General features: G+C 60.0%; 13 protein-coding genes. 8 read left to right on the forward strand and 5 right to left on the reverse strand.

Going from position 1 to position 10059, the window contains the following annotated elements; all coding sequences use genetic code 11:
• Nucleotides 1-361: general secretion pathway protein GspC (locus L6D81_RS29025; RefSeq protein WP_236182966.1), on the reverse strand; the 361-nt coding region annotated here is incomplete at its 3' end.
• A gap of 133 nt (nucleotides 362-494) precedes the next feature.
• Here L6D81_RS29025 and gspH point away from each other — a divergent pair.
• Nucleotides 495-947, forward strand: a complete 453-nt coding sequence (gspH, locus tag L6D81_RS29030; protein WP_103387450.1) for a type II secretion system minor pseudopilin GspH — start codon at nucleotides 495-497, stop codon at nucleotides 945-947.
• Complete coding sequence (locus L6D81_RS29035) at nucleotides 944-1552, forward strand: prepilin-type N-terminal cleavage/methylation domain-containing protein (RefSeq protein ID WP_119428046.1); 609 nt, start codon at nucleotides 944-946, stop codon at nucleotides 1550-1552. Before gspH ends, L6D81_RS29035 begins: the two co-directional genes overlap by 4 nt.
• On the opposite strand, the gene L6D81_RS29040 is transcribed toward L6D81_RS29035, so the two are convergent.
• Genes L6D81_RS29040 through L6D81_RS29050 form a run of 3 tightly spaced genes read right to left on the reverse strand, consistent with a single transcriptional unit; the run spans nucleotide 1553 to nucleotide 3792 of the window.
• Complete coding sequence (locus L6D81_RS29040) at nucleotides 1553-2491, reverse strand: FecR family protein (RefSeq protein WP_236182967.1); 939 nt, start codon at nucleotides 2489-2491, stop codon at nucleotides 1553-1555.
• Nucleotides 2492-2524: 33 nt separating this feature from the next.
• Complete coding sequence (locus tag L6D81_RS29045; RefSeq protein ID WP_011334580.1) at nucleotides 2525-3076, reverse strand: RNA polymerase sigma factor; 552 nt, start codon at nucleotides 3074-3076, stop codon at nucleotides 2525-2527.
• On the reverse strand, nucleotides 3073-3792 hold the full coding sequence (locus L6D81_RS29050) for an STN domain-containing protein (protein WP_276574273.1): 720 nt from the start codon (nucleotides 3790-3792) through the stop codon (nucleotides 3073-3075). The genes L6D81_RS29045 and L6D81_RS29050 overlap by 4 nt, the downstream gene beginning before the upstream one ends.
• A 150-nt stretch (nucleotides 3793-3942) precedes the next feature.
• Between L6D81_RS29050 and L6D81_RS29055 the strand changes: the two genes are divergently transcribed.
• Nucleotides 3943-4257, forward strand: a complete 315-nt coding sequence (locus L6D81_RS29055) for a hypothetical protein (protein WP_236182969.1) — start codon at nucleotides 3943-3945, stop codon at nucleotides 4255-4257.
• A 123-nt stretch (nucleotides 4258-4380) separates the two neighbouring features.
• Here L6D81_RS29055 and L6D81_RS29060 read toward each other — a convergent pair whose 3' ends face one another.
• Nucleotides 4381-4821 carry a carboxymuconolactone decarboxylase family protein gene (locus L6D81_RS29060; protein ID WP_236182970.1) on the reverse strand — a complete coding sequence of 147 codons (441 nt, stop codon included), beginning with the start codon at nucleotides 4819-4821 and terminating at the stop codon, nucleotides 4381-4383.
• Nucleotides 4822-5045: 224 nt separating this feature from the next.
• On the opposite strand from L6D81_RS29060, the gene pdxR reads away from it, so the two are divergent.
• The 5 genes from pdxR to L6D81_RS29085 all read left to right on the forward strand — a co-directional run bounded on the left by pdxR (nucleotide 5046) and on the right by L6D81_RS29085 (nucleotide 9916).
• Nucleotides 5046-6482: a MocR-like pyridoxine biosynthesis transcription factor PdxR gene (gene pdxR, locus L6D81_RS29065; protein WP_236182971.1), complete on the forward strand. Its 1437-nt coding sequence runs from the start codon at nucleotides 5046-5048 to the stop codon at nucleotides 6480-6482.
• 120 nt (nucleotides 6483-6602) lie between these two features.
• On the forward strand, nucleotides 6603-6896 hold the full coding sequence (locus L6D81_RS29070) for a putative quinol monooxygenase (RefSeq protein ID WP_236182972.1): 294 nt from the start codon (nucleotides 6603-6605) through the stop codon (nucleotides 6894-6896).
• A gap of 231 nt (nucleotides 6897-7127) precedes the next feature.
• Nucleotides 7128-7529: a cupin domain-containing protein gene (locus L6D81_RS29075; RefSeq protein ID WP_236182973.1), complete on the forward strand. Its 402-nt coding sequence runs from the start codon at nucleotides 7128-7130 to the stop codon at nucleotides 7527-7529.
• Nucleotides 7530-7769: 240 nt separating this feature from the next.
• Nucleotides 7770-8483, forward strand: a complete 714-nt coding sequence (locus L6D81_RS29080) for an ATPase (protein ID WP_236182974.1) — start codon at nucleotides 7770-7772, stop codon at nucleotides 8481-8483.
• 158 nt (nucleotides 8484-8641) lie between these two features.
• A complete protein-coding gene (locus L6D81_RS29085) occupies nucleotides 8642-9916 on the forward strand; it encodes an NHL repeat-containing protein (RefSeq protein WP_236182975.1) in 1275 nt (424 codons plus the stop codon).
• The last annotated feature ends 143 nt before the right edge of the window (nucleotides 9917-10059 follow it).

Here is a 10059-nt window from a genome sequence, read left to right on the forward strand (position 1 = left end):
CACCCTGCTCAATCACCACCCCATCTCCCTCCACCGCCACCAACTTCACCCCAGGACTCACCCGCTCCCCCTGCAAAAAGCTCCTCGGCGGTCCGTCGTTGAGGCTGAGTATCGCCACCGCCCCGCGACTCCCCGCCATCACGCCGCTGACCTTGATCTCCACCGGTGCCGTGCGGTTGGAAAACCACTGCAACGCCGGGTTATCGCTGCGTGCGGCAAGCAGTTGCGGGGTGGCGGCCGGGGTGTGGGATTCGGCGGTGGTCAGGAGCAGGGATGACCAGGTGGCGATGCCGATCAGGGCGGCCAGCAGTGCGGCGGCCTGGATGAGTTGGGGGGGTGAAAAGCGTGCGGTGGATCTCATGGGCTGAATCTCCTTTTAGTCCCGGTGACCAGACTACGCGGCAATTCTCACGGTTTTATTTCACACGCCTTACATGTTGGCCGTGCAGGATGGCTTTTTGGGACGGGGCTGGACGCAAGGGAGTGCGCATTCGATGAACCGGTGCAGGCAGCAGGGTTTTACGCTGATCGAGTTGATGGTGGTGCTGGTGATCATCGGTATCGCCAGTGCGGCGATCAGTCTGAGTATCAAGCCCGATCCGTTGCAGTTGTTGCGCAAGGACGCCGAGCGCGTGGCGCAGTTGCTGCAGATTGCCCAGGCTGAGGCTCGGGCCGATGGCCGGCCGATTGCGTGGTTGAGCGATGGCAAGGGGTTTCGGTTCAGTCGGCGTAGCGACAGTGGCAAGGGTTTTGATCATTTCGATCAGGACCCGCAGTTGCGGCCGCGTCCTTGGCAGAGTCCGAAGCTTGCGGTGCGGGTGGAGCCGAAGCAGAAAGTGGTACTGAACGCCGAGTGGATCAATCCGCCGCTGCAGTTGACGCTGTCTGACGGGCTCAATCGGTTGAGTGTGCTGCGCGATGCTTCGGGCCGGATTAGCGTGCAATGAACAGACAACAAGGTTTTACGCTGATCGAGGTGATGGTCGCGATTCTGTTGATGGCGGTGGTCAGCCTGATTGCCTGGAAGGGGCTGGACAGCGTCACCCGCGCCGACAAGCATTTGCAGGCCAGTGGTGAGCAGAGTGACAGCCTGTTGCGGGCGCTGAATCAGATGCAGCGGGATGTGGAGATGCGCGCCGGGATCGAGCTGACGGAGCCGAAGAAGGTCGGCACCGAGGATGAACCGGCGACGGCCCCTCCTGCCGTTACGGTGCGCAGCAGTGACAGCAAGGGGTTTCGGCTGGACATCATTCGTAGCGCGGCGGATCAGCCGGGGGCGTTGCAGCGGGTGCGGTGGTGGCTCAAAGGGGACACGTTGTATCGCGCGGTGGCGCCGGCGCGCAGTCGCTATCCGTTGCCCGCGCCGACGGCTGGGGTGGCGGTGTTGGGCGAGGTGAGTGATTTGCAGGTGCGGGTTTGGGAGATGGACAAGGGGTGGCGGCAGTTGAGCGGGAATCGGCGGGAGGATCCGTTGGGGCTGGAGGTGCGGTTGACCCGGCAAACACCGCAAGGGCCGGAGAAGTACCGGCAGGTGATGGGGCCCTTGCAGTGATCAGCTGAGGACGACGACGCCGCCCGGCAACTCGGTGCATTTGACGCCGTAGGCATCGCGAATCAACGCGCCGACACCGGCCAGTTGGTCGAGGGAGAAACGTGCTTGTACGCGGCGCTGGCCGAGTTCTCGGTTGAGCAGCAGCAACATCCCCGGCCGGTAGCGGTTGATCTCGTCGATCATCTGGCTGAGGGTCGCGCCGTTGAACACCAGCACCTGCTGACGCCAGTTCATCACCGCCGCGGTGTCGACGCTTTGCACGGTGCCGACCTGTTTTGCGTCATAGGTCAGTTGCTGGCCTGGTTCCAGGCGCAAGCTGCGGCCTTCGACTTCCACATCCACCGCACCATCAAGGCACGTCACGCACACCTGTTGATCGAGGTTGCGCAGGTTGAACCGCGCCCTGCTCGCCCGCAGCCAACCGCCACCGGCCTGCATCGCCATGGGCAGCCGTGCGGTCTGCACTTCGACTTCGCCGCTGACCAGTTCAAAGCCTTGCACGCCCTCATCCACCGAACGCTGGTTGATGCGGGTCTGGGTGTTCAGTTCCAGGCTCAGGCCATCGGCCGGTTCGACCCGGCGTTGCTGGCCGACTTCGGTGATGTAATCGGCGCCGAGCCCGGAGAACCCGCCCGGTATCGTGCCGCGCACCAACAGAAACGCCGCTGACGCCGCAATCGCGCCGCCGAGAAACGCCCGTCGTCCAAACCGGCGTGACGCCTGCGTCGCTTCGGCTGCCGGTTGCAGCAGGTGCCACAACGCCTTGCACTCTTCAAAGGCGCGGGCGTGTTCGGGGCTTTGCGCGCACCACTGGCGCAGCGCTCGGGCGTCGGCGACCGTGGCGCGGCCGGAGGTCAGCAGGATCAGCCAGTCGCGGGCTTCGCTTTGCAGACGCTCGGCAGGCGCGGGCTCGGCAGGTGTCAGACGGAAGATGTTCAAACGCGCAGGTACTCGACGGGTTGATCGGGAGCTTCATTCACTAGACGGTTTTCCGGCCCCGCGACCGAACCGCTGAAACACTTTTCTTTCCAGTTTGGCCGCGCAGTGCCCGAGGGCCGCCTTGATTTCCTTCTCGACCATGCGCGTAGAGATGCCGAAACGCTGGGAGATTTCCAGGTGCGGCGCTTCTTCCAGGCGTGCGGCGATGAAGATCCGGCGGCGCCGGGCCGGCAGTTCGTAGAGGGCGCTGAGCAGGGACTGGATTTCCTTTTGGCCGCCGACCACGCGCATCGGGTCCAGCGCTTCGTCGCTGACTTGCAGCAGTTCTTCGACTTCGCTGCCGGTGAGCAATCGCGCATCGGCCTGGCGGCGGTCGGCGGCGATGTTCAGGGCCATGCGATAGAGGTAGGCGTTGGGCCGCAGCAGGTTCGGCGGCGCTTCCATGCGGTCGACCCGCAGGTAGGTTTCGTGCAGCACGTCGTTGGCCAGGTCCTCCGAGCCGAGACGGCGTCGCAGGCGCACCCGAAAGTCCTCGTAGGACGTCAGGAACAGCTGGACCATCGAACTTTGTCCGGCGTCTTTCATCCCCCGGAAACTCCTTCCCATTGTGTGCATTCCATGCGCTTTCCTGACGATTCGGGTAACAACAGCAACGTGACTGGCTGGCGCAATGCGCCGGGTGTGGGCCGGTCGATCCTGAGCGTGTGAAAACTGTCTACCAGCGCGGCATCGCGCCGAACATCGCCGGTGGTGGTAACCAACCGGTTGTGCTGCACCACACCGTCGCGGCCGATCCACAATTGCAACACCGCGCGAAAACTGCCGGGCCGGGTCAGCGGCGAACGGCACAGGTTGCGTTCAATCGCGGCCTGCACCGCTGTGGCGTAATTGCGGTTGACGGCTGCGCTGGCGGGGGTCGGTTTCTCCGCCGGCATTGGTACGTCCTCGACTTGCGCCACCTGCAAGGTGAACGCGTCGTCGCGGCTGTACTTGGCCATCAACCCACTGCCACCGAGCATCCGGCGCAACGCTTCGGCGGCGGTGAATTCGCCCTCCACTGCCAACGAGCGACGACCGCGACTCAACTGGCTGTCGACCAGCACCGCCATGCCGGTGGCGCGGCTGAACTGTTCGAGGGCGCGGGCCAGCTCCTGGGCCGGGATGTGCAGCGTCATGCGCATCGTCGCCGGCAGCGGGTCGGCGCTGGCGCGGCCCAGAAACAAGCCAAGCAGCAGCCCCAGACAGAGCTGGCGCACGAGCGCTGAGCGCGCAAATTCGTCCCTGGCACGGCCTCGCTGCACGGCTGATGCACCCCTGAAAACCGTCATCCTGAGGGCTGTTTATGAATCTGGTGTGACGGCCACTGCAAAAAAACCATCACGGGATCGGCGCCGCCGTTGCACTAGACTCTTGTGCTAGAGCGGCCCCTTCGGGCCGGCCAGGAGGCAGGCATGAAATCAGTCTGGAAAGTCGCCCTCGGCGGGATGTGGCTGGCGGTGTTGGGCGGTGCATACGCGGAGGAGCCGCTGGGCTGCGTTGAAGTGACGGTGGGAGGTTACAAGGCGCCGAATTACGATTGCCTAAGCCAGCAGATGGGCAACAACCCCGACGGCGCGGCGGCTGCGCAGAAGAATCAGGAAGCGATGAATGTGCCGGTCAACAAGCGGCCGCCGAATCAGGTGGGGCTGGCGACGCCGGCGGCCACGGCTACGCGGATGGGCAACACCTTTGGCACGTCGGTGAAACCACAGCGCCCGCCGAACTAGCTTTTACCTGATCGTTCCCACGCTCCTGCGTGGGAATGCAGCCGTGACGCTCTGCGTCACTGGACGCGGAGCGTCCCTAGAGGCATTCCCACGCGGAGCATGGGAACGATCGAGGTCTGGAGTTCAGTCACTGGGAATCTGGCGGAAGCTCACCGCCAACCGGTTCCAGCTGTTGATGGTGCTGACGGCCATGGTCAGGTCCACCAGTTCGCCTTCGTTGAACTGCGTCCGCGCCTGCTCATAGACGTCGTCCGGCACATGACTTTCCGCCAGCAGCGTCACCGCCTCGGTCCACGCCAGTGCGGCCCGCTCACGCAGGCTGAAGAAGCTGCTGTCGCGCCAGACCGCGATGGCATAAAGGCGCCGATCCTTCTCTCCCGTCCGCCGCGCCTCCACCGAGTGCATGTCGGTGCAGAACGCGCAGCCGTTGAGTTGCGAGGCGCGGATCTTGATCAGGTGCAGCAATGGCGGTTCGATGCTCAGGTTGCTGGTCAGCGCTTCCAGGCCAATCATCGCTTTCATGGCTTTGGGCGATGCGCTGTAGTAATCCAGACGCGGGGACATGGGCGGGCCTCGGGCAGCAGAAGAGTGATTTCACGGTAGGCGCTGGTTGGGCAACGTTACAGCCCCAATTCCACGAAAAAATGGCAGACCATTTCCCTGAGCCAAGCCCGCTCCCACAAGGGCAAGTGACCAATTCGAGATTTTTGCTCTACGCAACTACTGCCGCGTAAACAAACGGGAGTAATCTGGCCGGCACACTCAATCGCCCGGAGCGCCCCGTCGGTATGGAACTGCATGTCGTGATCAATGGCCGCAAGGATCTGGCCGGTCAGTTGTACCAGCAACTGCGCGGCGCCATTGAGTCCGGGCGTCTGGCCGCTGGCACCCAGTTGCCGCCCAGCCGTTTGCTCGCCGAGCAACTGGGGATCTCGCGCAAGACCATTTCCGACACCTACGCGCAATTGACCTATGAGAACTTCCTCACCGGGGTGATCGGCAAAGGCACTTACGTCAACGCGCGCCCGGCGACCATCGAGCGCAAGCAAAACCACAGTGACCTGGCGAGCGCCGAGGTGATCGAGAGCTGGCGCAATCTGCCGGTGTTCCTGCGTCATCCGACGCTTGAAGGCTCGCTGCGCTACGACTTCATCGGCGGCGCCACCAGCAAGGGCCAGTTTCCCCAGGATGACTGGCGTCGCTGCGTCGCTCATGCGCTGCGGCAGATGGCCAATGCCAAAGGTTTCTACAGCGTGCCGGAGGGCCTGCCGGCGCTGCGCAATGCGATTGCCCGGCACATCGCGTTTTCCCGTGGCGTGAACTGCCAGGACGAGGACATCGTGGTGTGCAACGGCGCGCAGCAGGCGCTGGACCTGATCACCCGCGTATTGATCCGCCCCGGCAGTCTGGTGGCGATGGAAGATCCCGGCTACCCGCCGGCGCGGCTGCTGTTCGGCACTCATGGGGCGACGGTGGTCGGCGTGCCGGTGGATGCCGAAGGCATTCAGGTCGAGCGGATTCCCGAGGGCACGCGGCTGATCTACGTGACGCCGTCGCACCAGTTTCCGCTGGGCATGCCGATGAGTCAGGCGCGGCGCGAAGCCCTGCTCGAACGGGCTTATGAACTCGGCGCGATCATCATCGAGGACGACTATGACAGCGAATTCCGCTACGAGGGCCGGCCAACCGATTCGCTGCACAACCTCGACCAGCGCGGCATCGTCGCCTACGTCGGCACCTTCTCGAAAACCCTGCTGCCGGAGCTGCGCCTCGGCTACGCGATCCTGCCACCGGCGATTCTCGAAGCGGTGATCCGCGCCAAGCAGCTCACCGACCTGCACGCCTCCACCCTGCCGCAATGGGCGCTGGCCAAGTTCATCGCCGAAGGCTGTCTGCTCAAGCACATTCGCCGCTGCCACACCATTTACGCCCAGCGCCGCGAGCGGATCCTGGCGCGCATGGCCACCGACCTGTCGCCATGGCTGCAAGCCGTACCGCCCAGCGCGGGGTTTCACATGGCGGTGTTCTGCAAAGTGCCGATCGACTTGCCGCTGGTGATCGAACTGGCGAAAAAGGTCGAAGTCGGTCTGTACGCCATCGATGGCTTCTATTACCAGCAGCCTGCACGAAGCGGCATGTATTTCGGTTTCGGCGCCATCGAGACGCTGGACATCGACATTGCCCTCGACCGTCTGCGCGACATTCTGCAACAGGTCGTTGGGTAGATTGGCCTAAACGATTAACCGCCGATTGGTTATTGGTGATCCGGGGGTGCAGGCCTATCCTGCACGAGCGTTATCCCTCAATGAGCAGGATTCGTCCGGCCTGATTCAGGAGTGTGAGCAATGTCCAACGAAGTGATCAACACCGTACAGGTGCAGGCTGCCGCCGGCCGATCGGAGGAGCTGGGCAGGCAGTTGCAGAAGATCGTCGAAACCCTGCGCGAAACGCCGGGCTGCGATTCCTACATGGTCGACCGTTGCCCCGAGGACAGCCACCGCTGGACCGTCAGCGCCCGCTGGCAGTCGGAAGCGGCGATGCAGGCGCATTTCAATCGCCCGGAAGCCCAGGGTTTCATCGACCTGATCGACAGCCGGCTGGCCAATAGCGTGGATTTCAACAGTTTTCCGATCGTTTGACTGACTGACGCCATCGCTGGCAAGCCAGGCTCCCACAGGTCCTGTTTTCGTTCATATGATTTGTGACCGACACAAAACCTTTTAGGAGCCTGGCTTGCCAGCGATGGCGTATTTGGAAGCGCTGAAACATCGAGGATTGGTCACCCGATCTTCCCGAATATTGGCCGTTTGAATGCATCACTTCGCGGACTACTGTGAAGACCGACTCCCCCACTTCACAGGTAACCCGCCATGAAACGCCTGCACATTTTCGCAGCCTCTCTCGCCCTGTCTGTTTCTGCCGCCGCCATGGCCCACGACGCATCCGAGAAAATCTCGGTCCTGCAAGACCAGATGTTGAAAAACGTCCCCGGCAAAAAAGCCCTGATGATCGAAGTTGACTACAAGCCCGGCCAGTCCTCCATCGCCCACAAACACGACGGCACCGCGATGGCGTACGTGCTCGAAGGCGAGATCGTTTCCCAGGTCAAGGGCGAGCAACCGGTCACCTACAAGAAGGGCCAGTATTGGTACGAACCGGCCGGTTCAGAACATTTGGTGTCGAAAAACGCCAGCCAGAGCAAGCCAGCCAAGTTGCTGGTGTTCATGGTGCTGTCGCCCGACGAGCAAGTATTGACCCCATTGAAAAACTGATGGCTGTTTAACCAGCCATAAATGAAAGGCGCAAAACATTGATTGGCGCGTTTTTATTTCTCGCGGCAATTAATCCAAAATGCTTACAGCCAATAAAACTATTACATGACAGTCATTCAGCAAATTGTCAGGTTGTTTTCAGTTGGGCGGGAGTAGTCTGAGGCGGCTGTCGCCGGTTCTATTTAATCAACCCCGACATGCCTGACTTTCCGACTGAAGTTGCTTCACGGGAGACTCACCATGAAACTTGCATTTGCCAGTAGTTTGGCGATATCGGTTTTAGCCTTGTCAGCCTGTTCTGTTCCCACCGCTCCGAAAGCGGTTTCCTCCCTCGATACGCTGTTCACCCAACCGGTGGGACGCAGCAGCGCCACCCAGGTCAAAAGCGGTCCCGGTGTCTCGCTGGGTGTCATCTACAGCCCAAGCACCCAGGCCAATCGTGACTATTTGCGCAACTACCAGGCCAACGCCGGCACCGGTTTCGGCCAGAGTTTGCTGGTGCGGCCGATCCACGACGCTTACGTCGCCACCTCGAAACCGGACATGGCGGTGGATTGGGTCAAAGCCTCGCTGCAACGCCAGTTCGGCTCGGTCACGGTGTACCCGGACATGCAGAGCCTGCGGGCGGCCAACCCGGACGTGGTGGCGATCGTCGACACTCACAGCCAGTTGATTACTTCGCGCAGTTCGGACGTCAGAGCGGATGTCAGTGCGGATTTTTATGACGGGAAGTTCAACTACATCGGGACGGCCAAAGGAACGGACGCCAGAAGTTTGAGTCCGCTATGGGCGGATTACAAACGCTCGGAAGATATCGTCGCGGATATTAATGAACAGCAGAACGTACAAGTTAGGGCGCTGCAAAAGTTTGACCAGTCACTCAGTAATTTATTGGCCAGGCCATTGAGTGATGTCTCAGCACTCGACAGCTACCGGAATCGCACGACAAACTGAAAAAATCGATGGAGTTTTTTAGCTCCCGTCAACTGTCAGTTATGACAGTTGACGGGCACTTTGAATGCAATCATTACTCGACAACCCCCGCTTCAGTAGTAGGACTCAGCGACTCCGTAGTTGGCGGAGGGAAACTTTCCAATTACAGGAGTTTCAGCATGTCTTCATCCATTCTCAAACCAGGCAGTCTCGACCCGACTTTTGGCAATAAAGGGATTGCGCTACCTACCAACCCCGACGATCCTAACGGCTTCATTTCTGGACTCACCATTACACCAGAAGGCAAGTTCCTGGTTACCGGCAGATTTGGCTGGAAATACGCCATCATCTGCCTGAACCCGGACGGCTCACCGCACACAGGCTTTGGTAAAAATGGCGTTGTCACGGGGGTGTTCGAAAACGGGGTTCTCTCGTCAGCGGGCAGTGCTTCGGTGCTGTCGGATGGACGGATTCTGGTAACCGGCATCTTCGAAGAAACTGAGCACAGCCCAAGTCTGCCTGCGGCCGCTCGCTATTACCCAGACGGAAAACTGGACACGACTTTTGGTTACGGAGGCACGGCAGTCATTCGATTGCCTCTGGACGGGCCACCTCCTGGCACCCCCAATACCGTGAAAAATGAAGGAAATGTCTCCAGCGGTGTCAGCTCTACCATCATGCAAGACGGTAGTTTCTGGCTGGTGAGCAAACACCAATACAGCTTCGATCGGTCAGTGGGAGTTTTGAGCAAACATCATTCAGATAGCACTCTTGATACAAGTTTTAACAATGGTCATGGATACACCATCGTTCGACACCCCGAGTATTCGACGAATATCAACACACACCTGATCCAACCAGATGGCAAATTCATTTTTGCAGGGACGGCTTACGTGGATGGGCGCTCCGTTGCATTGACCTCCCGCTTTTTAACTGACGGAAATTCCGACGAAGCTTTTGGTAACTCAGGATTTGTTCTGGAAAAGAGCTTCAACCCGCCAACTCAAATTTTGTCGGTGGCCCTACAGAATGGGAATGTCACGGGAGTAGGTTCGACACTCGAAACGCCGATGGCGGGACTCATCCAGAACTTGAGCCCTGACGGTAGCCACAATCCGGCCTTCAACGAAGGTAAAACGAAAATCACGCCAATTGATCAAAACGCCTACGGCTCACAATGGAAGGATACAACTACCGATGCCGACAGAAACATTCTGGTAGCAGGTAATACTTTGGGCGGTGAAGAGGCTGACGTTTTGATTGGACGCTACCGGCCCGATGGAAAGTCGGATGACAGTTTCGGTGAAGAAAATGGCATCCTGCGTATCAAAGTAGGGCCCAGCATTGATATCGCCACAGCCATTGCGCTTCAGCGTGACGGACGCATTGTTGTTGCTGGGTTCTTTCACACGCCTGATGGTTTCAGACCGTTCATCGCCCGCATTTTTAATTGATTGAAGCGTTGGCCATAAAAAAGGTTCTTCACGGAATCCCGGGAAACATAGAAACAAGAACGCCGATTTGGTTGATGATGTTCGTGCGAGCAAACACATCTAACAAACCGGCGTTCTTATGCGCGATATTAATACTTTCCTTC

This window comes from Pseudomonas sputi, from assembly GCF_021603585.1.
GTDB lineage: Bacteria > Pseudomonadota > Gammaproteobacteria > Pseudomonadales > Pseudomonadaceae > Aquipseudomonas > Aquipseudomonas sputi.

Excerpts from the sequence above, each read along its gene's own strand:
- L6D81_RS29035 (WP_119428046.1), top strand. The coding sequence starts at position 944 with ATGAACAGACAACAAGGTTTTACGCTGATCGAGGTGATGGTCGCGATT.
- pdxR (WP_236182971.1), top strand. The coding sequence starts at position 5,046 with ATGGAACTGCATGTCGTGATCAATGGCCGCAAGGATCTGGCCGGTCAG.
- L6D81_RS29045 (WP_011334580.1), bottom strand. The coding sequence starts at position 3,076 with ATGAAAGACGCCGGACAAAGTTCGATGGTCCAGCTGTTCCTGACGTCC.
- L6D81_RS29080 (WP_236182974.1), top strand. The coding sequence starts at position 7,770 with ATGAAACTTGCATTTGCCAGTAGTTTGGCGATATCGGTTTTAGCCTTG.
- L6D81_RS29070 (WP_236182972.1), top strand. The coding sequence starts at position 6,603 with ATGTCCAACGAAGTGATCAACACCGTACAGGTGCAGGCTGCCGCCGGC.
- L6D81_RS29055 (WP_236182969.1), top strand. The coding sequence starts at position 3,943 with ATGAAATCAGTCTGGAAAGTCGCCCTCGGCGGGATGTGGCTGGCGGTG.
- L6D81_RS29060 (WP_236182970.1), bottom strand. The coding sequence starts at position 4,821 with ATGTCCCCGCGTCTGGATTACTACAGCGCATCGCCCAAAGCCATGAAA.
- L6D81_RS29075 (WP_236182973.1), top strand. The coding sequence starts at position 7,128 with ATGAAACGCCTGCACATTTTCGCAGCCTCTCTCGCCCTGTCTGTTTCT.
- gspH (WP_103387450.1), top strand. The coding sequence starts at position 495 with ATGAACCGGTGCAGGCAGCAGGGTTTTACGCTGATCGAGTTGATGGTG.
- L6D81_RS29085 (WP_236182975.1), top strand. The coding sequence starts at position 8,642 with ATGTCTTCATCCATTCTCAAACCAGGCAGTCTCGACCCGACTTTTGGC.